This is a genomic window from Mesorhizobium sp. M8A.F.Ca.ET.161.01.1.1 (assembly GCF_004792105.1).
Taxonomy (GTDB): Bacteria; Pseudomonadota; Alphaproteobacteria; order Rhizobiales; family Rhizobiaceae; genus Mesorhizobium.
The window spans coordinates 81,541-104,688 of the sequence record NZ_SRTD01000005.1; the positions used below are offsets into that span (position 1 = coordinate 81,541).

Annotated in this window: 21 protein-coding genes and 1 pseudogene; 11 read left to right on the top strand and 11 right to left on the bottom strand. The window is 64.0% G+C overall.

Annotation, left to right across the window (positions count from 1 at the left end; genetic code table 11):
• Positions 1-237: 237 nt before the first annotated feature.
• From phbB to EN804_RS37240, 3 genes are all read right to left on the bottom strand, one after another.
• Entirely contained in the window at positions 238-963 is a 726-nt protein-coding gene (gene phbB, locus EN804_RS14580; RefSeq protein ID WP_127277284.1) for an acetoacetyl-CoA reductase, read from the bottom strand.
• Positions 964-1,086: 123 nt separating this feature from the next.
• Positions 1,087-2,271, bottom strand: coding sequence for an acetyl-CoA C-acetyltransferase (locus EN804_RS14585; RefSeq protein ID WP_135919957.1), 1,185 nt, complete (start codon positions 2,269-2,271; stop codon positions 1,087-1,089).
• A gap of 23 nt (positions 2,272-2,294) precedes the next feature.
• Entirely contained in the window at positions 2,295-2,453 is a 159-nt protein-coding gene (locus tag EN804_RS37240; RefSeq protein WP_167531411.1) for a hypothetical protein, read from the bottom strand.
• A 120-nt stretch (positions 2,454-2,573) separates the two neighbouring features.
• On the opposite strand from EN804_RS37240, the gene phaR reads away from it, so the two are divergent.
• Positions 2,574-3,182 (top strand): polyhydroxyalkanoate synthesis repressor PhaR, encoded by a 609-nt coding sequence (phaR, locus tag EN804_RS14590; RefSeq protein ID WP_135919959.1) that lies wholly within the window; start codon positions 2,574-2,576, stop codon positions 3,180-3,182.
• 95 nt (positions 3,183-3,277) lie between these two features.
• On the opposite strand, the gene EN804_RS14595 is transcribed toward phaR, so the two are convergent.
• Positions 3,278-3,697, bottom strand: a complete 420-nt coding sequence (locus EN804_RS14595; RefSeq protein ID WP_135919961.1) for a rhodanese-like domain-containing protein — start codon at positions 3,695-3,697, stop codon at positions 3,278-3,280.
• 108 nt (positions 3,698-3,805) lie between these two features.
• Between EN804_RS14595 and ftrA the strand changes: the two genes are divergently transcribed.
• Positions 3,806-4,804 carry a transcriptional regulator FtrA gene (ftrA, locus tag EN804_RS14600; RefSeq protein WP_135920282.1) on the top strand — a complete coding sequence of 333 codons (999 nt, stop codon included), beginning with the start codon at positions 3,806-3,808 and terminating at the stop codon, positions 4,802-4,804.
• A gap of 15 nt (positions 4,805-4,819) precedes the next feature.
• Here ftrA and EN804_RS14605 read toward each other — a convergent pair whose 3' ends face one another.
• Positions 4,820-5,962 (bottom strand): citrate synthase, encoded by a 1,143-nt coding sequence (locus EN804_RS14605; protein ID WP_135917149.1) that lies wholly within the window; start codon positions 5,960-5,962, stop codon positions 4,820-4,822.
• A gap of 93 nt (positions 5,963-6,055) precedes the next feature.
• On the opposite strand from EN804_RS14605, the gene EN804_RS14610 reads away from it, so the two are divergent.
• The 5 genes from EN804_RS14610 (at position 6,056) to EN804_RS14630 (ending at position 14,027) form a co-directional block, all read left to right on the top strand.
• Positions 6,056-7,144, top strand: coding sequence for a citrate synthase/methylcitrate synthase (locus EN804_RS14610; protein WP_135919963.1), 1,089 nt, complete (start codon positions 6,056-6,058; stop codon positions 7,142-7,144).
• 223 nt (positions 7,145-7,367) lie between these two features.
• Positions 7,368-8,498, top strand: coding sequence for a patatin-like phospholipase family protein (locus EN804_RS14615; protein WP_127277270.1), 1,131 nt, complete (start codon positions 7,368-7,370; stop codon positions 8,496-8,498).
• A gap of 827 nt (positions 8,499-9,325) precedes the next feature.
• A complete protein-coding gene (locus EN804_RS14620) occupies positions 9,326-10,498 on the top strand; it encodes an efflux RND transporter periplasmic adaptor subunit (RefSeq protein ID WP_135919965.1) in 1,173 nt (390 codons plus the stop codon).
• Between the two features lie 79 nt (positions 10,499-10,577).
• The gene (locus EN804_RS14625; protein WP_127872110.1) at positions 10,578-13,748 is read left to right on the top strand and encodes an efflux RND transporter permease subunit; all 3,171 of its coding nucleotides are present in this window, start codon (positions 10,578-10,580) and stop codon (positions 13,746-13,748) included.
• Between the two features lie 120 nt (positions 13,749-13,868).
• Positions 13,869-14,027: a DUF3309 family protein gene (locus EN804_RS14630; protein WP_127278628.1), complete on the top strand. Its 159-nt coding sequence runs from the start codon at positions 13,869-13,871 to the stop codon at positions 14,025-14,027.
• 50 nt (positions 14,028-14,077) lie between these two features.
• Here EN804_RS14630 and EN804_RS14635 read toward each other — a convergent pair whose 3' ends face one another.
• Entirely contained in the window at positions 14,078-15,037 is a 960-nt protein-coding gene (locus EN804_RS14635; protein ID WP_135919967.1) for an SDR family oxidoreductase, read from the bottom strand.
• Between the two features lie 95 nt (positions 15,038-15,132).
• Here EN804_RS14635 and EN804_RS14640 point away from each other — a divergent pair, with 95 nt between their 5' ends.
• Entirely contained in the window at positions 15,133-16,047 is a 915-nt protein-coding gene (locus tag EN804_RS14640) for a LysR family transcriptional regulator (RefSeq protein ID WP_135919969.1), read from the top strand.
• On the opposite strand, the gene EN804_RS14645 is transcribed toward EN804_RS14640, so the two are convergent.
• From EN804_RS14645 to EN804_RS14655, 3 genes are all read right to left on the bottom strand, one after another.
• On the bottom strand, positions 16,005-17,186 hold the full coding sequence (locus EN804_RS14645) for an MFS transporter (protein WP_135919971.1): 1,182 nt from the start codon (positions 17,184-17,186) through the stop codon (positions 16,005-16,007). The two genes, EN804_RS14640 and EN804_RS14645, sit on opposite strands and share 43 nt — an antisense overlap.
• Positions 17,187-17,284: 98 nt before the next feature.
• Positions 17,285-17,593: a DUF1244 domain-containing protein gene (locus tag EN804_RS14650; RefSeq protein ID WP_135919973.1), complete on the bottom strand. Its 309-nt coding sequence runs from the start codon at positions 17,591-17,593 to the stop codon at positions 17,285-17,287.
• An 11-nt stretch (positions 17,594-17,604) separates the two neighbouring features.
• On the bottom strand, positions 17,605-18,402 hold the full coding sequence (locus EN804_RS14655; protein WP_127278623.1) for an N-formylglutamate amidohydrolase: 798 nt from the start codon (positions 18,400-18,402) through the stop codon (positions 17,605-17,607).
• A 287-nt stretch (positions 18,403-18,689) separates the two neighbouring features.
• On the opposite strand from EN804_RS14655, the gene EN804_RS14660 reads away from it, so the two are divergent.
• The 3 genes from EN804_RS14660 (at position 18,690) to EN804_RS14670 (ending at position 21,519) form a co-directional block, all read left to right on the top strand.
• The gene (locus tag EN804_RS14660; RefSeq protein ID WP_245464385.1) at positions 18,690-19,136 is read left to right on the top strand and encodes a DUF1036 domain-containing protein; all 447 of its coding nucleotides are present in this window, start codon (positions 18,690-18,692) and stop codon (positions 19,134-19,136) included.
• A complete protein-coding gene (gene pyk / locus EN804_RS14665) occupies positions 19,133-20,566 on the top strand; it encodes a pyruvate kinase (protein WP_135882164.1) in 1,434 nt (477 codons plus the stop codon). Before EN804_RS14660 ends, pyk begins: the two co-directional genes overlap by 4 nt.
• Positions 20,567-20,784: 218 nt before the next feature.
• Complete coding sequence (locus EN804_RS14670; RefSeq protein WP_135919975.1) at positions 20,785-21,519, top strand: L,D-transpeptidase; 735 nt, start codon at positions 20,785-20,787, stop codon at positions 21,517-21,519.
• A gap of 33 nt (positions 21,520-21,552) precedes the next feature.
• Here the strand turns inward: EN804_RS14670 and EN804_RS14675 are convergent.
• Both EN804_RS14675 and EN804_RS14680 read right to left on the bottom strand, forming a co-directional pair.
• Positions 21,553-22,016: pseudogene (locus EN804_RS14675) on the bottom strand (hypothetical protein).
• 42 nt (positions 22,017-22,058) lie between these two features.
• Entirely contained in the window at positions 22,059-23,126 is a 1,068-nt protein-coding gene (locus EN804_RS14680) for an alpha/beta hydrolase (protein WP_135919977.1), read from the bottom strand.
• Positions 23,127-23,148: the final 22 nt, after the last annotated feature.

A 23,148-nucleotide genomic window follows, 5' to 3' on the forward strand; every position in this document is an offset into this window, starting at 1 on the left:
TTCCCTTTTTGTTCCCCCAATATCTTGTGTTGTGAACAGCTTATCCACCGAGAATCCACAGGCTTGCCCACAGGTTTCGCGCAGGCGCGCTGCCGCCATTAACCTTTGCGTGCCGGATTGGGGCAGCCGCTCGTAGCGGGCGCTTTAGGCCCAGAGCATCACTTGAAAACGGACCGGTTTCCCGGTCCGTTTTCGCCCGTCAAGGCCGCTGGTTGGTGGGCAGGCGAAAATCAATGCCTAGACGAAGTACTGGCCGCCATTGGCGGTCAGGGTCGAGCCGGTGATGAAGCCGGCATCCTCGGAAGCGAGGAAGACGACGCAGCGCGCGATCTCTTCCGGTTCGCCGAGGCGGCCGACCGGGATTTGCGGGATGATGCGCTCGTTGAGCACTTTCTCGTCGATCGCCTTGACCATCTCGGTGGCGATGTAGCCCGGGCAGATGACGTTGACGGTGATGCCGGCGCGGGCGCCTTCCTGGGCGAGCGCTTTCGAGAAGCCGATGTCGCCGGCCTTGGCGGCGGAGTAGTTGACCTGTCCGGCCTGGCCCTTCTGGCCGTTGATCGAGGAGATGGTGATGACGCGGCCGAACTTGCGGTCGCGCATGCCGCTCCACAGCGGATGGGTCATGTTGAAGACACCGGACAGATTGGTGTCGATAACCTCTTTCCACTGCTCGCGCGTTATCTTGTGGAACATGGCGTCGCGGGTGATGCCGGCATTGTTGACCAGTACCGAGACAGGGCCGAGGTCGGCCTCGATCTGCTTGATGCCGGCGGCGCAAGCGTCATAATCGGCGACGGACCATTTGTAGACCGGAATGCCGGTCTCGGCCTTGAATTTGGCCGCCGCATCGTCATTGCCGGCATAGTTCGCGGCAACTGAATAGCCGGCAGTCTTCAAAGCGATCGAGATGGCAGCGCCGATACCGCGCGATCCACCCGTGACGATTGCAACCTTGGTCATGTGTTCTCCTCCCGTTGGTCGGAGGAGCAAATAGGGAGTAGCCAATAGCGAATAGGGGTTTGATGTCCCGCCGCGCTGAGGCCGTTCTTCCCTATTGGCTACTCCTATTCGCTATTGGCTTGTTCAGATTGCTTCCACGCACATGGCGACGCCCATGCCGCCGCCGATGCAAAGGGTGGCCAACCCCTTCCTGGCGCCGCGGCGACGCATCTCGAAGACCAGCGTGTTGAAGACGCGGGCGCCCGAGGCGCCGATCGGATGGCCGATGGCGATGGCGCCGCCATTGACGTTGACGATCGAGGGGTCCCAGCCCATGCCCTTGTTGACGGCGCAGGCCTGCGCGGCGAAAGCCTCGTTGGCCTCGACCAGGTCCAGATCGCCGACCGACCAACCTGCCTTTTCCAGAGCGCGCTTCGAAGCGGGAATAGGTCCGGTGCCCATGATCGCCGGATCGACGCCGGCGGTTGCCCAGGACGCGATGCGCGCGAGCGGGGTGACGCCGCGCCGGGCGGCTTCCGCTTCGCTCATCAGCAGCGCGCCGGCGGCACCATCATTGATGCCGGAAGCGTTGGCGGCGGTCACCGTACCGTCCTTGTCGAAGGCCGGCCTCAGCTTGGTCATGGCATCGATCGTGGCGCCGCGGCGGATGTACTCGTCCTGATCGACAACCGTGTCGCCCTTCTTGCCCTTGATGGTGAAGGCGACGATCTCGTCCTTGAACTTGCCGGCTTTCTGCGCGGCCTCGGCCTTGTTCTGCGAGCCCAGCGCGAACTGGTCCTGGTCGTCGCGGGTGATCTGGAACTGGCGGGCGACGTTCTCGGCGGTGTTGCCCATGTGGTAGCCGTTGAAGGCGTCCCACAGCCCGTCCTTGATCATGGTGTCGATCATCTTGTAGTCGCCCATCTTGACGCCGGCGCGCAGATGCTCGGCGTGCGGCGACAGCGACATCGATTCCTGGCCGCCGGCGATGATCACCTTGGCGTCGCCGGTGGCGATCTGCTGCATGCCGAGCGCGATGGCGCGCAGACCCGAGCCGCAAACCTGGTTGAGGCCCCAGGCGGTGGTTTCCTTGGGCAGGCCGGCAAGGATCGAGGCCTGGCGGGCCGGGTTTTGGCCTTGCGCCGCGGTCAGCACCTGGCCGAGGATGACCTCGTCCACCTCGGCCGCCTCGACGCCCGTACGTGACAAAAGCTCCTTGATGACGACAGCACCGAGTTCATGCGCCGGCGTGGCCGCGAAAGCACCGTTGAAGGAGCCGACGGCCGTGCGTGCGGCACTGGCGACAACGATGGAATTGGCAGAGGACATATTCTTCTCCAGACTTCGAGCTGTCATGTTTTCAGGCATTGTTGGCAACTTTTCTTGCCCTTTCCATGACCCAAGTCAAACCGGAAATCGGCATGGCGCCCATGCGCCGCAAGCAGGTCGCGCATCGCCGTGCCGGCGGACCGGGCGCTGCTGCGCAGCATATTTTGCCCGCTATGCAGCATAATATGATCCCGCAGTGCACAAACTGCTTGGAATTGTGGGGCTTTTGCGCATATCCTCAAAAAGGGCGCAATCGTTACCGGCTGCTTACTCAGGCGTGCCGGTGTCCGGGGAGGATGCAGATGGCCGCAAAAGACGACCCGATCATTATCAAGAAATACGCCAACCGCCGCCTCTATAATACGGGGACGAGCACCTATGTGACGCTCGAGGATCTGGCCGAGATGGTCAAGAAGGGCGAGGAATTCACCGTCCAGGACGCCAAGACCGGGGACGACATCACCCATCCGGTGCTGACGCAGATCATCTTCGAGCTGGAGAACAAGGACGGGCAGAACATGCTGCCGATCCCGTTCCTGCGCCAGCTGATCGCGTTCTATGGCGACCAGATGCAGATGATCGTGCCGAGTTTCCTCGAACAATCGATGATCGCCTTCTCCAAGGAACAGGAGCGGTTCCGCGAGCAGATGAAGGGCGCCATCGGCAAGTCGCCGCTGGACGTGATGAAGATGGCGACGCCGATGAAGGCGCTGGAAGAACAGACACGGCGCAACATGGAAATGTTCCAGAATGCGATGCGGCTGTTCACGCCATTTCCGCCGGCGGGTTCCGCACCCGCCGCTGCCCCTGCCGAACCGGCCAGGAAGGAAGCGCCGGAGAAACCCGACGATCTGCAGCAGCTGAAGGACCAGATCGCTGCCATGCAGCGCAAGCTCGACACGATGTCGTAAGGGGCGGGGTCCAGGCCAAAATCCGCCCGTGCCTTATCGGTCGATGGTCGACTGCCACAGGTCGCGGAATTCGTCGTGTCGCCGTCCAGTGGCCATCACGGGCGCAGAACACCAGGCTCCTTGCCCGAAGCGAAGGGCAGGTCCTCATCCTGCCAGCCTGAAATGCCACCGATCATGATCTTGACCGGAAGACCGAGGCTGGCCAGTTTGAAGGCTGCCCGATCCGCGCCATTGCAGTGTGGGCCGGCGCAATAGACCACGAACAGCGTGCCTGACGGCCATTCTCCCATCCGCCCGGCCGATATCTCGCGGTGCGGCAGATGCAGCGCGCCCGGCACGTGGCGGCGTTCATAGGCTTGCGGCGATCCGACGACGTGCAGAAGCGCAAAGTCCGGCTTTCCGCCACGCAGCGTCGCGGCGACATCGGAACAATCGGTTTCCACGGAAAGCCGGCGCAGGAAATGGTCCCGGGCAATCTCCGGCGATGCCGCCGGTATGTCTGTCACATAGCTCATCAAATTTCTCCATCTCTGATGGAGCTGTTCTCCATCGCTGATAGGTCTGAGGTAGCGCAGCGAGCCGGGCGATTGCAGCTGGCAGCTTTGCCATATATCGTCAAGATCATGCCAAACATGTCGCTTGCCAGTCCGTCCCCTGCCAACCCGCTTGTCGTCGCAATTGCCTATGACGGGCTGTGCACGTTCGAATTTGGCGTGGCGGCCGAGGTGTTCGCCTTGCCCAGGCCTGAGATGGGCCCGGATTGGTACCGTTTTGCCGTTGCCGGCATAGACGCCGGTGAAATGCGTGCGATGGGCGGCGTGCGCATCCTCGCCGATGGCGGACCTGACTTGATCAGCGAGGCCGGCACGGTCATCGTGCCGGGATGGCGCGGTGTGGATTGTCCTGTGCCGCCTTTGCTGATCGACGCACTTCGCAAGGCGAGCGAGCGGGGTGCGCGGGTTCTTTCCATCTGCTCGGGCGTCTTCGTGCTTGCCGCGGCCGGCCTGCTCAAGGGCAAGAAGGCAACCACGCATTGGCGCTACGGCGAAAGGCTGAAGGAGCGGTACCCCGACATCACGGTGGTACCCGATGTCTTGTACATCGACGAGGGAAATGTGCTGACATCGGCCGGCAGCGCGGCCGGGATTGACCTCTGCCTGCATCTGGTCCGGCGCGATTTCGGCACCAAGGCGGCCAACATGGTGGCGCGCCGCCTGGTCGTGCCGCCGCACCGCGACGGCGGCCAGGCGCAATATGTCGAGAGCTCGGTGCCCGAACCTCACGAGCGCAGTCGGCTTGGACCGTTGATAGACAGGATGCGCGCCGACATTTCCGCCGACTATCCGGTCGCCACCCTGGCCGACCTGGCCGGGATGAGCGAGCGGACATTTCTACGCCGGTTCGCTGCCGCAACCGGCGTCACGCCGGCAAGCTGGCTCCTGTCCGAACGGCTTTCTCGGGCGCGTACGCTGCTCGAAGATACAAGCTTGCCGATCGACCGCGTTGCCGAGACGGCCGGATTTGGCGCGGCGGCGACGTTGCGGCATCATTTCCGCCGGCGGTTCGCCACGACCCCCGCCGCATACCGGGCGCGGTTCGGGGCCAACGCCAACTCCGGCTGACAACGTCTCAGGCCGTCACGTCAACAATCCCTCATAGCGGCCGCGCGGCCTGATGATGCTGCCGCTCACGATCTGTTCGACCATGTGCGCGGCCCAGCCCACGCTGCGTCCAAGCGCGAAGAGCTGGAACGGCGCATCGCGCGGCAGGCCGAGGCCGCGCGTCAGCACGGCAAGGGCAAAGTCGATATTCGCTGGAGCGCCGGTCGCGGCGATGGCGGCGGTTTCCAACGACCGCAATGTCTCGTCATTGTTGTCGATGGCCGCCAGAAGCGCCGTGGCGCGGGGATCGCCCTCGGGATAGAGTTGGTGGCCGAAACCCGGCAGCGGCCGGTCGTGGCCGAGCCAGCGCCGGATCGCGGCATCGGATCCATGACTTGCGGCGTCCTCCGCCAGTTGCATAACCGCCTCGCCGGCGCCGCCGTGGCGCGGGCCGGACAGCGTCGCCAGGCCCGCGAGCAGGCCCGCGGCGGGCGAGGCGCCGGTCGAGGCCGCGACGCGGGCCGCGAAGGTCGATGCGTTGAGTTCGTGATCGGCGAGCAGGACAAGGGCACGGCGGATTGCTTCCGCGCCATCATCGTCCACCGACCAGCCCCGTGCCAATCGCCGATGCACTGGTTCCGGTCCCGCCACGGCACCGAGGGCGCCGGCCAGCACGCCGATCGCGTGCGCCGCGTCGGCGCATAGCGAGGCGGCACTTCGTCCCAGCGAAGGCCGCGCCTGGCCGGCAAGCAAGGCGAGTTGCGCAAAGGCCGGGGCGCGGCCGATCTGGCGCGCCGCATCCGGCGACGGCGTTTCGAAACGGACGGGGCGAGGCAGAGCCCAGAGCAGCCCAGCGGTTTCTTCCAGCGTGGCATGGTCGGACAGCGCTGCGGCGTCCCGGCCTCGATAGATGAGGTGGCCGTGCCAGACGGTCGAAACCGAAGTGACAATCGACGGCTCGCCCCAGGCGATCGCGCTCTCGGCGATGGCCGAGGGGCTGCGCCCGCGCGCCCTTCGCGTTGCCAGCGCCGCGATGTCGTCGGCGCGGTACTGGCTGCGGCGCGGATCGTCCCGATCCGGGCGCATGCCGATGCGTCCGCGACTGACATAGGCATAGAGCGTCTGCGGCCTCACGCGCAGCCGTTCCAGCGCCTCTTCCCGCGACAACCATTCGGACATTTGGGTCTCTGATATTGATTCTATTGATCAAGATTGATGTAGATGGTGCCCACCCTTATCTCCCATCGGGAAAAGCTTCAAGGAGACAAGGCTATGGCGAATGGGCTCGATGATGTGGTGGCGGCCGAAACCGTGCTGTCCGATGTGGATGGTCTAGGCGGTCGCCTGACGATCCGGGGCCATTCGCTTGGGGAATTGGCAGGGCGATGGAGCTACGCCCAGGTCGTCCACCTGCTGCTGGACGGGTTCTTTGACGATCTGCCTGGCGATGCCGAACTGGCGGCAAAACTGGGTGAGGCTCGCGTCGAGGTGTTTGACCGGCTGGCGCCCGCGCTGCCCTTGCTGGCACCGCTCGACATCTACAGCGCCATGCGTGCGGGCATGGCACTGCTGCCGGATGGCGAGACGCTGACGGACGCCTTGCGGCTGATCGCGGCGCCGGCGGTGCTGGCGCCGGCCCTGCTGCGCCTGCAGCGCGGCGAGCAGCCGATCGCACCCGACGGCAAGGCAGATCATGCCGCCGACATGTTGAGGATGCTCAGGGGATCGGTTCCGTCGCCGGCCTTGGCCAAGGCGCTCGACACCTATCTGGTGACCGTGTGTGATCACGGGCTCAATGCGTCGACCTTCGCCACCCGCGTCGTCGCCTCGACCTTGGCCGGCCTGACATCGTCGGTGCTGGCGGGCCTCGGCGCGCTCAAGGGACCGCTGCATGGCGGCGCGCCCGGCCCGGTCATCGATATGCTCGACGCGATCGCCGCGCATGGCGATGCGGCCGGCTGGCTGCGCAATGAGATCGCGCAGGGCAGGCGCATCATGGGCTTCGGCCATCGCATCTACCGTGTGCGCGATCCGCGCGCTGATGTGCTGAAAGCGGTGGTGCGCAAGCTGGGCGGCGAGGGCGACACCGGCCGCCGGCTGGCCTTCGCCGAGACGGTCGAGCAGGCGGCGCTCGAGGTGCTTCGGATCGCCAAGCCACAGCGCTCGCTGCAGACCAACGTCGAATTCTACACAGCGCTTGTCCTGGAAGCGGCGGGCTTTCCGCCGCAAGCTTTCAGCAATGTCTTCGCCGCCGGGCGCGTTTCCGGTTGGGTCGCGCATGCGCGTGAGCAGCAGACGACCGGACGGCTGATCCGTCCGCAGTCACGCTATGTCGGGCCGGTGCCGGATCTCGTCGCCTAGCTCCAGTCTGCCAGGGTTCATGCCTGTTTCGAAAGCTACGGCCTCTCCGCTTTGCAGCGGAGGGGCTTTTTCGACATGACCGAAATTTCATGTGATCACGCGACCGTGTTCGTGTTCTTGCCTTGGTCCGTCCTTATATGCTGCACTGCAACATAAGCCGGCGACAGCTGCTTCCTTCCAATGACGTAGGGGCAGGCCGGCGCATCAGGATGACAGGAACGCCATGACGAAGAACGGCAAGGCGGAGGAAAAGAAGAAGATCAACATCGCGCTTCAGGGCGGCGGCTCGCACGGCGCCTTCTCCTGGGGCGTGCTCGACCGGCTGCTGGAGGACGGCAGGCTGGAGATATCGGCCGTTTCCGGCACCAGCGCCGGCGCCATGAACGCGGTGGCGCTGGCTGACGGCTTTGTCCGCGGCGGAGTCGAGGGCGCGCGCAAGAAGCTGGACGATTTCTGGCATGCGGTGGCGGCGAAGGGCCGGTTCAGCCCGGTGCAGCGCATGCCGTGGGATGTTGCCTGGGGCAACTGGTCGATCGAGAACACGCCGGGCTATGTCTTCTTCGACACCATGTCGCGGGTGTTCTCGCCCTATGTCGCCAATCCGCTCGGCCTCAATCCGCTGCGCGACGTCGTCGCGCGGGAGATCGACTTCAAGAATGTCCGCGCCTGCAAGTCGATGGAACTGTTCATCTCCGCCACCAATGTCGAGACAGGGCAATTGCGGGTGTTTTCCGATGGCGAGATCGACCTCGATACGGTGATGGCCTCGGCCTGCCTGCCGCAATTGTTCCGTGCCGTCGAGATCAAGGGCGTGCCCTACTGGGATGGCGGTTATGGCGGCAACCCGGCGCTCTACCCGTTCTTCAAGACGGCGGCGACCGAGGACGTGCTTCTGGTGCAGATCAATCCGGTGGTGCGCGAGGGGACACCTAGAAGCGCCAACGAGATCCAGAACCGCATCGACGAGATCACCTTCAATGCCGGGCTGCTGCGCGAATTCCGCTCGATCGCCTTCGTCAAGGAACTGATCGCCGCCGGGCGTCTGCCGCATGGCGAATACCGCGACATCCGCATGCATCGCATCGATGCCGACGAGGCGTTCAAGGATCTGTCGGCATCCTCGAAGGTCAATGCCGAGTGGGCCTTCCTGACCTATCTGCGCGACCTCGGCCGCACCGCCGCCAGCGATTGGCTGGAGGAGAATTACGATGCGGTCGGCAAGCATGCAACGCTCGATCTTTCGGGCGAACTCGATGACGGGTTCAAGCCGATGCGCGGTCCCGCACCGGGCCGTCGGGTGAAGGAATTTCTCGCCGTTCGCAAGAACCCGGAGGCGGAGCGCCGTCGGGCCTGAACCTGACGGAACTGGCTTCAAGAGGGGGCAGCGTTTGCCGGCACTCGTGGCGAAGCTTCCGGAGCAGCGCCTGGTTCAGCGTTGGTGTGACAGCAACCTTGGCGTGCGGGAGAGCCGTCATCATGCTGACGTCTGTTGCCACTGACGATCGGATGGCGCCGGCCCCGGGGGCGTTCTGAGGCATCGGGCGCAACGCTCGATCCAGAATTGCGAATGGGACGAAACACACCCGGCGTTCTCGCGCCAGTCTCGCGCCGACCCCGTCGTCGCGCGTATCAGGACACGATGAGCGGGACGTAATACTGTCAGCGCATTGGTGTTTTCAGCATCTGGTTCGACCTCGGCGCATCGGGATCGGCACGCCTGATCCGAAGCAGCTGCCGCGCCTTTTCCCGAGCGATTCCAGGATCTTGGCCCGGCGTTGTGGCGCCGCAGCCCCTAGTCCCTCGCCGATAGCGGCGACGCGGATTGTCGGTTCGTGCCTGCACTTCAATCAGCGAAGCGAAGCGGATCGCGGCTCTATGCTGGAGACGGCCATGGCGATCAGGGCTGGTCGCCCGTGGCCTCCGTTTCAGGCCGGATCGTGAGCCGGCGGGCCGCTTCGTCAAGTAGACTGGCAAGTCACGAAGAACCGTTTCATGGCGGCCACAGCTTGTGCGGCTACGCAATGCTGCTGCAACTTTCGGACTATATTGCGGTGCAACTTTGATGTAGAAGCGCGCTCGCCGATCACGGCAATTTGAACCCGGTCAGGCGCGCACCCATATCGGCGACGCGCCCGCATCATAAGACGCGGTGCTGGCCGAACCCGCAGTGGAAAAATGACGATGCCTAAAATCAGGTTTCACAAGCTTGCAGCCATTGTTGTGCTCATCGGTTTCGCGGCGTGGATGGCGACAGGCGAGTTCTCATCGGTTGGCAGCGTAGCGGCCAACAAGGCCAAGGCAGCCGAGGTCGAGGGCAAGGCGCCGGACGCGAGCAAGCCGAAGACGGCGGAAGCCGAACCCAAGGCCACGCTGCGCACCGTCGCGGTGGTGACACCGCCGCGCAAGACCTATGCGCGCGCCATCCGCATTTCCGGGCTGACCGAGGCCGACAAGCGCGCGGTACTGGCAACCCGCGTTGCCGGCGTCATCGACAAGCTGCCTGTCAAGCAAGGCGATCACGTCAAGACCGGCGACCTTGTGCTGATGCTCGCCGCCGAGGAAAAGATCTCGATGGTCGACAATGCCAAGCAGCTCGTGGCGCAGCGCAGGGCCGAGCTCGATGCGGCCGAGCGGCTGGCCAAGACAGGTAATTTGCCGAAGCTGCAGCTCGACACCGCCCGCTCCAATCTAACCCAGGCGCAATCCCAGCTGGACACCGCGCAGGCCGAGCTCGACCGCAACGAAGTGAAGGCTCCGTTTGACGGCGTCATCGACCGGGTGCCGGTGGAACTGGGCAGCTCCGTCATGCAGGGCGGCGAGGTGGCCACCATCCTCAAGCTCGATCCGGTGATCGCGCGCGGCGAGATCAGCGAGCGCGACCTCGGCTATCTCAAGATCGGTGACAAGGCCAGCGTTCGGCTGGTCAGCGGCCAGACCGTCGAAGGCACCGTGCGCTATATCAGCCGCGACGCCTCGTCGGCGACCCGCACCTTCCGCGTCGAGATCGCCATCCCCAATGCCGATGGCTCGGTGCCGGCCGGCATGACGGCGGAAATCCAGCTCAGCGCGTTGCCGACCGACGCCGTGCTTTTGCCGCGCTCGGTGGTGACGCTGGGCGACAAGGGCGATCTCGGCATCCGCGCCGTGGGCAAGGACAACAAGGTGGCGTTCTTCCCGATCGACCTGGTCGACGACACGCCGACCGGTCTCGTGCTTGGCGGCATCCCGGCGGATGCGCGCATCATCGTCGCCGGCCAGGAACTGGTGAAGGAAGGCGATGAGGTTAAGCCCGTCGAGGCCGACCAGGCGACCATCAACAAGCTGATCGGCGATGCCACCGCCGGGACGCAGTAGCGCCGGCGCCGGCGCCGGGCCTTTGCCCGGCGACAGCGTGTCCGTTCGCCACTCCCGAAGCCAACAGCAGGCATAAGTCATGGATATCGTCAGACTCGCAATCAACAATGCCCGCCTGACCATCTCGGTCCTGGTCTTCCTGCTGATTGCAGGCTGGGTCGCCTATCAGTCGACGCCGAAGGAAGCGGAGCCCGACGTTCCGATTCCGATGATGTATGTCAGCCTGATCTATCAAGGCATTTCGCCTGAAGATTCCGAGCGCCTTCTGCTGCGGCCGATGGAAAGCAAGCTGAAGAGCCTGAAAGGCCTCAAGGAGATGCGCTCGGCCGCTTTCCAGGGCGGCGGCTATGTGCTGGTCGAGTTCCAGCCGCAGACCAACCTGGCGACGGCGCTGCAGGATACCCGCTCCAAGGTTCAGGACGGCAAGGCCGACCTGCCGCAGGCGGCCGAGGAGCCCGTCGTCACCGAGGTCAACATTTCCGAATTCCCTGTGCTCGTCGTCACGCTGTCGGGCGAACTGCCCGAGCGCGTGCTGGCGGCCGCGGCGCGCGAACTGCGCGACCGTATCGAGGAAGTGCCCGGCGTCCTCGAAGGCTCGCTGCAAGGCTCCCGCGACGATCTGGTCGAAGTCGTCATCGATCCGATGAAGCTGTCTTCCTACGGCTTGCAACTCGAACAATTGATCGGCGCTGTCGGCGCGTCCAACAGCCTGGTCGCCGCCGGCAACATCGAGGGCTCGCAGGGTAAATACGCCGTCAAGGTGCCGTCGCTGATCGAGACGCCCGAGGATGTGGCGGCACTTCCCGTGGTCGCCGGTCCCAATGCCGTGGTTCAGGCCAAGGACATCGCGACCATCCGCTCGACCTTCGCCGATGCCACGACGATCACGCGCCTCAACGGCAAGCCGGCCATCGCCATCGAGGTCAAGAAGCGCATCGGCGCCAATCTGATCGACACGCTGACCAAGGTCAGGGAGGTGTCCGACACCTTCGTCAAGACCATGCCCGAAGGCATGCATGTGACCTACACGCAGGACAAGTCGGTCTTCGTCAACCAGTTGCTCGGCGATCTGCAGAACCACGTGATGATCGCGGTGATCCTGGTGTTCATCGTCATCCTATACGCGCTGTCCGGTCGAGCCTCGCTGCTCATTGGCCTCGCCATCCCGTCATCGTTCCTGATCGGCATCCTGCTGCTCGCCATGATGGGCTACACGATCAACATGATCGTGCTGTTCAGCCTGATCCTGGCGGTCGGCATGCTGGTCGATGATGCCATCATCGTCACCGAGTTCGCCGAGCGACGGATGAGCGAGGGCATGCCGAAGCAGGAAGCCTTCGCGCTCGCCGCCAAGCGCATGGCCGGTCCGGTCATCGCGGCAACGATGACCCGCATCGCCGCCTTCTCGCCGCTGCTGTTCTGGCCGGGGATCATTGGCGATTTCATGAAGTACATGCCGATCACGCTGATCGTCACGCTGTCGGCATCGATGCTCTATGCACTGGTCTTCGCGCCGACGCTGGGTGCGATCTTCGCCAAGGCGCCGCAGCATCACGAGGATGGCAATCGCGATGGCTGGTACATGGCTGTCGTCAAGCAGGCGGTGCGCTTCCCCATCACCGTGATGGTGCTCACCGTCGTCTTGCTGGCCGGCATCTTCGTCGGTTATTCGAAGTACGGTGCCGGCGTCGAGTTCTTCCCGAGCGTCGAACCCGATTACGGCCTGCTCTATGTGCATGCCCGCGGCAACCTTTCGCTGGCCGAAATGGATACCGCGACCAAGATTGCCGAAAACCGGCTGCTCGGCTGGCCGGGCGTGAAGTCGGTCTATACACGCGTCGGCAAATCCGACGGCGGTGGCCAGGACGTGCCCGAAGACGTCGTCGGCGTCATCCAGTACGAATTCATCGATTGGCGCGAGCGCAAATCGGCCAACGATATTCTGAACGACCTGCGTGGCGTCATGGCCGGCATTCCCGGCGTCGATGTCGAGGTTCGGGTGCCGGAAGCAGGCCCGCCGACCGGCAAGCCGATCCAGATCAGGCTCTCGGCCATCGATCCCAAGGGGCTCGACGAGAAGGCGCGCGCTGTCGCCGCGCGCATCGCCAAGGTGCCCGGTGTCATCGACATTTCCGATGGCTTGCCGCCGCCTGGCGTCGACTGGGCACTCGATGTCGACCGGGCCAAGGCAGCCCAGTATGGCATCAGCCCGACCTCGGTCGGGACGGTGGTGCAGCTCGTCACCAACGGCCTGAAGCTTTCGGAATACCGGCCCGCCGGCGCCGACAAGGCTGTCGACATCCGCCTGCGCTTGCCGGAGGACCGGCGCACGCTGTCGACGCTCGACGAGCTCAGGGTGCAAACCTCTCAAGGGTCGGTGCCGATCTCGAACTTCGTCGTCCGCAAGGCAAAGCCGAGCGTCGGCATCCTCAACCGTATCGACGGCGCCCGCACCGTGGTGGTGCAAGCCAACGTTGCCGCCGGCGCTCAGGTCGCCGCCGTGCAGCAGGAGGTCACCCAGGCCGTCACCGACATGAATCTTGGCAGCGGCATACGCTGGAAGCTGGCCGGCTCCAACGAGGACAGCGCGGAGGCCAGCGCCTTCCTCAGCAAGGCCTTCGGTGCCGCGATCTTCCTGATCTTCCTGGTGCTGCTGGCGCAGTTCAACAAGTTCACCAGCGTCTGGCTGGTGCTGTCCTGCGTGGTCATGGCGACGATCGGCGTGTTCCTCGGACTGCTGATAACAGGCGAGACGTTCGGCATCGTCATGTCGGGCATCGGCGTCATCGCGCTGGCCGGCGTGGTGGTGAACAACAACATCGTGCTGATCGACACCTATGACCGGCTGCGCGAGGAAGGCTGGGACAAGATGGACGCGGTGCTGCAGACCTGCCGCGAGCGTGCCCGCCCGGTGGTGCTGACGGCGGTGTCGGCCATTCTCGGCGTGCTGCCGATCGCCTTCGGGCTTGGGCTCGAAATCTTCCATCACGAGACGACGATCAACGCGCCGTCGACGCAATGGTGGATTTCGCTGTCCTCGGCGATCGTCTTCGGCCTGTCCTTCGCCACCATCCTGACCCTGGTGGTGACGCCGTCGATGCTGATGGTGTTCACGCGTGCCAAGATCAAGCCCGGCGAGCGGCGCGGTTGGTTCGGCCGCCTGTTCCGGCGTGGCAAGGGCGAGATCTCGTCGGACACGCCGGCAGCAGACGACGTGCCGGCGATCGCCTTCCCGAAAGCTGCGGAATAGGCAGACTTCCCAATGAACGGCAAAGGCCGCCTGGAACAACCGGGCGGCCTTTTGCATTTTCCCCCAAGTGTCAATGCCAAGCATTGTCTTGGAAGCACAACGCAGAGCGGGGAATTTGCCATGCCGATCAGCACCATCCTCATCATCGTCCTGATCCTTGTCCTGATCGGTGCGGTTCCGGCCTGGCCCCACTCGCGCTCCTGGGGATATGGCCCGTCGGGCGTTCTCGGCGTGGTGCTTGTGGTCGTCCTTGTGTTGCTGTTGGTGGGGCGGATCTGAGCGGCCGTTTCGTCCATCGACAGCCGCTGGCGGCTTGGCCGCGACGAGCCTCAGGCAGCTTCCGCGGCGCTATTCACCGTAGCGATCCCGATATCCTCAAGGGCCTCGGCGACCGCTTGATCGAGCGGTGTATGCGGGACCTCGCCGATGATGCTTTCCAGCCGCGTCGAGACCAATTGGTGGGGTTCGAAGCGCAGATAGGACATCGAGACGATCTCACGCCACATCGCCACGAACGGACTGCCGGCGCGCAGCACCCACCAGGGCATCGCCGTCATCTTCAACTGGCGGCCAATGGCCTTCTCGGCGGCGGCCTTGATCTGGAGATCGGTGACGGCATGGCCCGGGAAGTTCAGCGCCTCATGGAAGCCGAGCTTGTCGAGATTGCGGGCCAACGCGACGAACCCGACCGCGAAGTCCGGCAGGTAGGCCCATTCATGCACAAGGTCGGCCGGACCGGGCGCGGTGTAGATGCCCTTGTTGATCTTGGCGGCAACGACCAGGTCGAACCAGGAGCCGCTGCCGGTACCGCCGAAAAAATCGCCGGCGCGCAGAAGGATGGTGCGCACGCGGCCCGCCTCGGCCTCACGACGGAACAGATCCTCCATGGCGCAGCGAATGCGGCCTTTTTCAGTGGTCGGGTGGAAGGGGGTGTCTTCCGTGATCACCGCCGGCATGGGCGAGCCGTAATTGTAGACCGTGCCGGGGAAAAGATGCACCGTGCCATTCGCATGGCAGGCGGCCATGACATTTTCGGCCATCGGCAGGCACTTGCCCCAGTCGGTGTAGATCGGGTTCAGGCCGTTGAAGATGATGTCGACGCCCTCGGTGGCCCGGATCAGCGATTGACGGTCCAGCGCATCGCCAGCAACCGCGGTGGCGCCTGCGAGCTCTGCCGGCACCTTGCCGGTGCGAGTGACGGTGCGGACGTCGAAGCCGGCGTCGATGAAGGCTTTGGCAACGACGCGGCCGAGCCGGCCATTGGCACCGAGGATTGCGATCTTGGTCATTTCAGGTCTCCGTGTTGGTGTTTGCAGCTGGAATATGATTGCCTCATCTGCGAATGAAAATTGACTAGGAACGGAGTTTTGATATTCATAAATGAATGGATGATATCGATTGGAACCTGATCAAGAGTTTCGTCACCGTGGCGGAAACCGGCAGCCTGTCGGCTGCGGCGCGCAAGCTCTCGGCCAGCCAGCCGACGCTCGGCCGTCATATCGGCGAACTCGAGCAGGCGCTGGGCGTCACCTTGTTCCGGCGCGGACGACGCGGCTATGAACTGACGGAAGCCGGCAGCACCCTGTTCGAACGTGGCAAGGCCGTAAGCGAACAGGCAAGCGCCTTCTCATTACTGGCGCTGGGTTCGGTCGAAGCGATCGAAGGCACGGTGCGGATCGCCGCCAGCGAAGTGGTGGCCGCCTATGTGCTGCCCGGCATGATGGCACGGCTCGGCATCGAGGAACCCGGCATCGAGGTCGAGATCGTTGCCTCGAACCAGGTCGAGAACCTGCTGCGCCGGGATGCCGACATCGCCATTCGCATGGTCAAGCCGGCGCAGAACGAACTGGTGGCACGCAAGGTCTGCGATATCGCGCTCTGCGCCTGCGCGGCCATCTCCTATCTGGAGAGGCACGGGCGCCCGCTGGAGCCTGCCGATCTCGTCGATCACGCGCTGATCGGCTTCGATCGCAGCGACGAGATGATCCGAGCCTTTTCCCAGTATGGCGCCCCGGTTACCCGCAACAGTTTCCGCTTCAGGGCCGACAACCAGATCGTGCTCTGGGAAGCGGTGCGGGCTGGAAACGGCATTGGTCTTGGCCAGGAGCCGTTGGCAGACCGCGATCCGCTGGTGGAAAAGGTGTTGCCCGGCCTGCCATTGCCTGTCCTGCCGGTATGGCTGGCCATGCATCGCGACGTGCGCGGCAGCGTGCGTATCCGCCGGGTGGCGGATTTTCTCCACGAGGAACTGAAACGCTATTCGGCGGGCGCGGCATCCGGAGCGAATTCGGCGCGGTGAGCCAATCCGGCCATCAGAAGAACGACGATCAGCAGAGCCGACATGGCGATGAAGATCGGGCCGAAGCTGGAATGTTCGGCGACGAAGCCGATCGCCGACGGCGCCACCAGAATGCCGGAATACCCCATGGTGGTGACGACGCTCATGCCGGTGCCCGACGACATGCCCTCCTGGTTGCCGCCGGCCGAAAAGATGATCGGCACCATGTTGGCGATGGCGAAGCCGCACAGCGCGAAAGCTGATATGGCGAGCCAGGGCGAGGGTGACAGGCCGGCGATCAGCATGCCGGCGGCCGCGACGATGGCCGAGCCGCGCAGTGTCATCACCGCGCCGAAGCGGTTGCGGACGCCATCGCCGAAAAAGCGCATGATCGCCATGACGCCGGAGAAGGCGGCGTAGGCAAGGCCGGCGACGGCGAGGTCGGCGCCGAGTTCCTGCCGCAGATACAGCGCCGCCCAGTCGAGCACCGCGCCCTCGGAAATCATCGTCAGCAGGGCCATCAGGCCGATCAGGTAGACCAATGGGTTTGCCGGCAAAGCGAATTTATGATGCTCGGTCGCCTGCGGTCTGTTTTCGGCCACGATATGGGGCACCGCCGCCGCGATTGCCGCGAAGGCAAGCGCGGTCACCACCGAAGCATGGGCGAGATGGCCATACGTCTGGATGGCAAAGCCGCCAAGGGCGCCGCCGGCGAAACCGCCGAGGCTCCAGAAGCCGTGCGAGGAGGACATGATGGCGCGCCCCAGCCGCCGTTCCACCACCACCGCATTGGCATTCATGGCCACATCCATGCCGCCGATCGAGCCGCCGAAGATGAACATGGCGACGGCCGCCAGCGGCACGTCGGGCGCCAGTGCCACGATCAGCAGGCCGAGGCTGCCGCAGAGACCGAACCAGCGCAGCACGGTGCGCGAGCCATGTTTGGAGATCAGGTGGCCGCACCATGTCATGGCGGTGACCGCGCCGGCGCCGAACAAAAGGATCAGCAGGCCGAGCGTGAATTTCGAGATATCCAGCCGCGTCAGGAACACCGGAATCTGCGGCGCCCAGCTGCCGGTCAGGAAGCCATTGGCGAGGAAAATGGCCGCCACGGCCCAGCGGCCGCGAATGGCAGTCTGCATGGCGTTCGGCGCGTTCATAGGACGATTCCGGTCAGAAAATGGCTTTGCGCGGCAAATTAGATCGATTCAATTTTCAGTCAAGCGCACTTTCGAGAAAGCATTTGGGCCAAACGGCCTCAGTGATCCTTGGGACGCCGGGCTTCGAATTCGGCCTTCTTGGCGTCCGAAGCCTCTGTCTGGTTGAGCGCTTGCCACTCGGCATAGGGCATGCCGTAGACGATCTCGCGCGACTGATCCTTGCCGAGGTCGACGCCCTTGGCTTCCGCTGCCTCGCGATACCAATTCGACAGGCAGTTGCGGCAGAAGCCGGCGAGGTTCATCAGGTCGATGTTCTGCACGTCGCTGCGTTCGCGCAAATGCCTCACCAGCCGGCGAAAGGCGGCGGCCTCGAAGTCGCGCTTCTGCTCGTCGCTGAGTTCGGTCATCGAAACCTCCGTCATAGCGGCCCGGTGCGCGAGCCGAACATCTTTACCGCATGTATATCGGGACGGTGGTCGATGGCGTCAACGATCGGCGCCAGCCGTTGGGCCCAGGCGAGGGCGCCCTGCTGGTCCGCTATCAGGTCCTGGCGGATTTCGAGCAGCGCGTGGGCATATCCATTGACGATGGCATGCTTGAACATGGTGTCGCCGCGCAGAGCGCCGTCATACGGTTCGTTGTCGCCAACGATGAGGTTTTTGTCCTCGGCCAGCATGTCGATCAGCGGCCGCGCCACCCGGTCGTCTTTGTCCCACAGGATGCCGACATGCCAGGGGCGTTTGATGCCCTGCATGACCGGTGTGAAGGAATGCACCGAAAAGATGAAGGGCGCCTGCCCCGAAGCCTGAACGACCGAAGCGATCATGGCGCCGACCGCGTCGTGGTAGGGCCGGTAGAAGCGGTCGAGACGCCTCTCGCGTTCTTCCGGCGCCATCGGATAGTTTCCCGGCACGATCGTGCCGTCGTAAAGCTGGCGAATGAGCGTCGGGTCGTCCTCACCGCGATTGGGATCGATCAAGAGCCGCGAGAAATTGGCGATAAGTGCCGGCACGCCAAGCAAGGCGGCCAGTTCGCGCGTCACCGCTTCGACGCCGATGTCATAAGCGATATGGCGGTCGAATTCGGCCGACGGCAGCCCCAGGCTGCCATACTCCTCGGGCAGGTCGCGGCGGGCATGATCAGCCAGCAGCACGATGCTTCGCTTGCGGTCGCCCTCGACGATGTCGAAGGGCGCGAAAACTGTGGATCGGGTCATTGGCGGAAAATGGTCGTTCGCTGGCTTTTGGGGAGGATGCTATCGTCATTCCACGAAGACGACGCGTGCGCAATGCCGTTGTTTGGCCAAGGTTTCCCGGGAAATCTGGCAAGGGGCGACGGATCGTGCGCCGGGAGCCTTCCTAAATCGATTGGAATTGGACAAAACGGCGCGTTGACATGCGCCCGGACTTTTCCGAAAAGGGGCGCAGAGAGATGCTGATGTGGTTCTTGAGGGGTTTTGGAATGGGTTCCGCCGGCAGGCAGCGCATGCGCTCCGGCTTTGCGATGCCGCTCCTGATCCTGACCGGTGGCGTGTCGGCAATGGTCATGGCCTCGCCGGCGCACGCCGATTTCCGCGTCTGCAACGCCACGCAGAACCTGGTCGGTGTCGGCATCGGCTATCGTGCCAAGGCCGGCTGGATCACCGAGGGCTGGTGGCACATCGAAGGATCGAGCTGCAAGACGTTGATCGAAGGGCCGCTGTCATCAAGGTTTTATTATCTTTATGCAGAAGACGCCGAGCGCGGTGGACGCTGGGACGGCCCGATCAACATGTGCGTGGCTGAAAAAGAGTTCAAGATCGCGGGCGTAAGCGACTGCGTCGCCCGAGGCTTCCAGCGCGCTGGATTCCAGGAATATGACACGGGCGAGCAGGCAAGCTGGATGGTCCAGCTCACCGATGAGCCCGCAACGGGAGGCGCCCCAGCCGCCCCGGGAACGAACAGTCAATGAGACGTAGCCGCAAGGTCAAAATCCTAGCCACAATCGGTCCGGCCTCCTCGTCCGAGGAGATGCTGCAGAAGCTGTTCGAAGCCGGTGCGGATGTTTTCCGCATCAATATGAGCCATACCGATCATGAGCTGATGCGCACGCTGGTCGCACGTATCCGGTCCGTCGAGGAAAAAGTCGGCCGGCCGATCGGTATCCTGGCCGACCTGCAAGGTCCGAAGCTGCGCGTCGGCAAGTTCGCCAACGGCAAGGAAGTGCTGACGCTGGGCCAGACCTTCACGCTCGACGACAATCCCGAGCCCGGTACCTCGACCAGGGTTTACCTGCCGCATCCCGAAATCCTGAGTTCGGTCGAGGCTGGCCATCGACTCCTGATCGACGACGGCAAGCTCGAGCTGAAAGCGGTGAAGAGCGACGGCAAGTCGATCGTGTGCACCGTCATTGCCGGCACCACGATTTCCGACAAGAAGGGCGTCAGCCTGCCCGACACCGATCTGCCGGTGGGCGCGCTGACCGAGAAGGACCGCAAGGACCTCGACGCGGTGCTGGCGACCGGCGTCGACTGGGTCGCGCTGTCCTTCGTGCAGCGGCCGGAGGATCTGGCCGAAGCGCGCAAGATCGCGCGCGGCCGGGCGCTGATCATGGCCAAGATCGAAAAGCCGCAGGCTGTCGCCCGACTGGCCGAGATCATCGAACTGTCGGATGCGCTGATGGTTGCCCGCGGCGATCTCGGTGTCGAAATGCCGTTGGAAGCGGTGCCCGGCATCCAGAAGCAGATCACGCGCGCCGCGCGCCGTGCCGGCAAGCCGGTGGTGATCGCCACGCAGATGCTGGAATCGATGATCACCGCCCCGGTGCCGACCCGCGCCGAGGTCTCCGACGTTTCGATCGCCGTCTTCGAAGGCGCCGACGCCATCATGCTGTCGGCGGAATCGGCGGCGGGCGCTTATCCGGTCGAGGCGGTTGCCATGATGAACCGCATCGCCGCCAAGGTCGAAACCGACCCGACCTATGCCGGCATCATCAACGCGCAGCGCTCCGAGCCGGAAGCGACCGGCGCCGACGCCATTTCGCTGGCCGCCCGCGAAATCGCCGAAACGCTGAAACTGTCGGCGATCGTCACCTACACGGCATCAGGCACCACCGGCCTGCGCGCCGCGCGCGAGCGCCCGCAAGTGCCGATCATCGCGCTGTCGCCGATCCTCAATACGGCGCGGCGCCTGTCACTTTTATGGGGCACGCATTGCGTGGTCTCGCCAGACGCCACCGATCTCGACGACATGGTCAACCGCGCCTGCCGCATTGCACTGGAAGAGGAATTCGGCAAGCCGGGCGACCGCGTCATCATCACCGCTGGGGTGCCGCTCAGGACGCCAGGATCGACCAACATGCTGCGCATCGCCTATGTCGGATCGGAAACAGCCGGACGGTAAGCCTTCTCGAGGGAACACCGCGCGAACCGAGGTCACTTTTGGGCGACATGCATTGGCGCAGAGCCTACTGTGGCCGCAGTGCAACAAAAGCCTGGACAATCATCGCCGCCCTTGTCTCGACACAGGGCCGCCGCGATCCACTCTACAAGACGCTGTGAGGCGGCGTTAACAGCCGCTTCGCAACCGCCTGAATTTCCCTTCGCTTGAAAGTATATTGAATGTCATTTGCCGTTTCACGCCGGTCCCTTCTGACCGGGCTTTCGCTTATTGGCGTTTCGACCATCTCCGCCTGTGCCCAACTGCCCAGGCAATCGATCAGCCTGGCGAGCACGCCTGCCCCGGTTCCGCTCGAACCGGCACCGGAAAAGGCGCCCATCGAAGCTGCCGCGCCTGAAACCGTAAGCCCGGCGTCGCCCGACTATGCGTTCATGTACAGCGCGGTTGAAGACGGCGGCCATGCGCTGCCGGCAATCCCGTTCGCCAAGGTCGACGGGCGGTTCCTGAGGCAGATCGTCGACGATCCGACAGGCGAAAAACCCGGCACGATCGTGGTCAATACGACCGACAAGCACCTTTACTGGGTGCTCGAGGACGGCAAGGCCATGCGCTACGGCGTCGGACTGGGGCGCCAGGGCTATTCCTGGAAGGGCCGCGCGATCGTCCAGTGGAAACGAAAATGGCCGACCTGGACGCCGCCTTCGGCGATGATCCGCAGGGATCCGAAGCTGGAAAAATGGCGCCAGGGCATGCAGCCCGGCATCAGCAACCCGCTCGGGTCGCGTGCGCTCTACATCTTCAAGGACGGCGTCGATACGCTCTACCGGATCCATGGATCGCCGGATTGGAAATCGATCGGCAAATCCGCGTCATCCGGCTGCGTGCGCATGTTCAATCAGGACGTCATGGACCTCTACGATCGGGTTCCCGGCAAGACGCCGCTGCTGGTTATCTAGCGGCTGGCGACGCCTGCCTAACACCTGATGGCCTCATACCGTCGCGGCTCCGAGCGCCCTTGCCGCGGCTTCCGCGTGATTTCTTGCCTGGAGAAACCGGCGCGCGCGAGGAATAGGATCGTACAGATACTGATCCGGGCCCAGTATCTTTCGCCGGTTGAGTTCGGTCGTATCGAGCAGATCGAAATCGACCCGCGCGAGGTGCAATGCCATCCGGTGTGGCGCGAAGCCCAGCCTCTCGCATGGTGTTCGAGCAACCGCTCTCGAGCGCAATAGCCGTGGTAGTCGAAAGCGATCACGCCGTTCGTCACGTAGATATGGTTTCCGGAAAAGCCTTCGCCGGGAATGATACGTTCGCCGTAAAATCCCTCCAGAGGCGGATGCTTGAGAAAGGTGCCGGCGAGAATGGCGCACGCGCCGTGACCGAAGAAGATGCGATCCGGCAGTGCCCATCGCTTTTCGGGATTTTTCTTTATGCCGTGTTTCAGGACATACATGCCGCTCTGTTCCCAATAGCGTCTTGCGATGGCTTCGGATTGTCAGGTCGGGGCGAGCTCGGCCTGTGGCTCCTTGATGTCGGCGCATTTGCCCACGCCATAGGCATCGCCGGCAATCCGGGCTTCCACCGTCGTGGCGATTGCTTCCAGGTCGATAGCCTTGCCGGCAACTTTCTCGATGGCGCCGACGACGAGGTCGGAGGCGATCCAGTCCGGCTTGTGACCAAGATTTTGCACCCAGACCAGCTCGGCGCCTGATATGTCGCGCACCAGGCCGACAGAGTGAATGCGGGCATAGACCACCTTGTCGCGATCGCCGGAGATGACCACGGTCGGCGCCGTTATCACTTTGTAATGCGGTGCCGCGCCAAGCGCATACCGATAGAGCCCGGCGACGTCGGTGGCATTGGCGCGGAAGGCCGACGGCCGCAGCACCAGCGGGATCGCGGCTGAGGCGAGATAATTGTCCGGCACTTTGTTGGGCGAGAAGACACAGGTCGTGGCGTCCGCCATCTGCAGCGTTCCCGCAGGATAGCTCAGGGTCTCGGAGAACAGCCGGCCGATCACCGGAATGGTGGTCAGGTCGTAGTACCAGGACGTAGCGCCGCCCGGCCAGGGATGGCTCGCCGGTGCCAGGAAGACGAGGCCGAGCGTCTTGTCGGCATGCTCGCGGCCGAAGGCCGCCGTCACCACGCCGCCGAAGGAATGGCCGACAATGATGGCCCGCTTGATGCCGAGACGGTCCATCAGCGCGGCGATGGTGTTGGCCTGTGCCGACGGATTTTCATTGTTGCCGGGGCCGCGTCCCGACCAGCCGGCTCCCGGCCGGTCGAAGAACAGCATTTCGGCACGGCCTTCGAGCAGCGGCCTGAGCGGCAGCATCTGGTCTTTCAAATTGGCGCTGGCGCCGTGAATGAAGACGATCGCCGGCAGATCCGCACCAGCTGGCGTGGGAACGTGGACATAGTGGATGCGGGCACCGCCAATGTCGGCGAACGCGCCGACCGGCGGACCGCGGCGCTCGATCAGCCACGAGCCGACGCGGGTCACACCGACAAGGGCAAGGACGAGTGCGAAAAGGAAGGCGAGCGCGGCGTAGATCAGGTTCATGGGGGATATACGGCAAGGGAGG

Coding starts and splice junctions, on each gene's coding strand:
- phbB (WP_127277284.1), bottom strand. CDS start 963: ATGACCAAGGTTGCAATCGTCACGGGTGGATCGCGCGGTATCGGCGCT.
- EN804_RS14585 (WP_135919957.1), bottom strand. CDS start 2,271: ATGTCCTCTGCCAATTCCATCGTTGTCGCCAGTGCCGCACGCACGGCC.
- EN804_RS37240 (WP_167531411.1), bottom strand. CDS start 2,453: ATGCTGCATAGCGGGCAAAATATGCTGCGCAGCAGCGCCCGGTCCGCC.
- phaR (WP_135919959.1), top strand. CDS start 2,574: ATGGCCGCAAAAGACGACCCGATCATTATCAAGAAATACGCCAACCGC.
- EN804_RS14595 (WP_135919961.1), bottom strand. CDS start 3,697: ATGAGCTATGTGACAGACATACCGGCGGCATCGCCGGAGATTGCCCGG.
- ftrA (WP_135920282.1), top strand. CDS start 3,806: ATGCCAAACATGTCGCTTGCCAGTCCGTCCCCTGCCAACCCGCTTGTC.
- EN804_RS14605 (WP_135917149.1), bottom strand. CDS start 5,962: ATGTCCGAATGGTTGTCGCGGGAAGAGGCGCTGGAACGGCTGCGCGTG.
- EN804_RS14610 (WP_135919963.1), top strand. CDS start 6,056: ATGGCGAATGGGCTCGATGATGTGGTGGCGGCCGAAACCGTGCTGTCC.
- EN804_RS14615 (WP_127277270.1), top strand. CDS start 7,368: ATGACGAAGAACGGCAAGGCGGAGGAAAAGAAGAAGATCAACATCGCG.
- EN804_RS14620 (WP_135919965.1), top strand. CDS start 9,326: ATGCCTAAAATCAGGTTTCACAAGCTTGCAGCCATTGTTGTGCTCATC.
- EN804_RS14625 (WP_127872110.1), top strand. CDS start 10,578: ATGGATATCGTCAGACTCGCAATCAACAATGCCCGCCTGACCATCTCG.
- EN804_RS14630 (WP_127278628.1), top strand. CDS start 13,869: ATGCCGATCAGCACCATCCTCATCATCGTCCTGATCCTTGTCCTGATC.
- EN804_RS14635 (WP_135919967.1), bottom strand. CDS start 15,037: ATGACCAAGATCGCAATCCTCGGTGCCAATGGCCGGCTCGGCCGCGTC.
- EN804_RS14640 (WP_135919969.1), top strand. CDS start 15,133: ATGGATGATATCGATTGGAACCTGATCAAGAGTTTCGTCACCGTGGCG.
- EN804_RS14645 (WP_135919971.1), bottom strand. CDS start 17,186: ATGAACGCGCCGAACGCCATGCAGACTGCCATTCGCGGCCGCTGGGCC.
- EN804_RS14650 (WP_135919973.1), bottom strand. CDS start 17,593: ATGACCGAACTCAGCGACGAGCAGAAGCGCGACTTCGAGGCCGCCGCC.
- EN804_RS14655 (WP_127278623.1), bottom strand. CDS start 18,402: ATGACCCGATCCACAGTTTTCGCGCCCTTCGACATCGTCGAGGGCGAC.
- EN804_RS14660 (WP_245464385.1), top strand. CDS start 18,690: ATGCCGCTCCTGATCCTGACCGGTGGCGTGTCGGCAATGGTCATGGCC.
- pyk (WP_135882164.1), top strand. CDS start 19,133: ATGAGACGTAGCCGCAAGGTCAAAATCCTAGCCACAATCGGTCCGGCC.
- EN804_RS14670 (WP_135919975.1), top strand. CDS start 20,785: ATGTCATTTGCCGTTTCACGCCGGTCCCTTCTGACCGGGCTTTCGCTT.
- EN804_RS14680 (WP_135919977.1), bottom strand. CDS start 23,126: ATGAACCTGATCTACGCCGCGCTCGCCTTCCTTTTCGCACTCGTCCTT.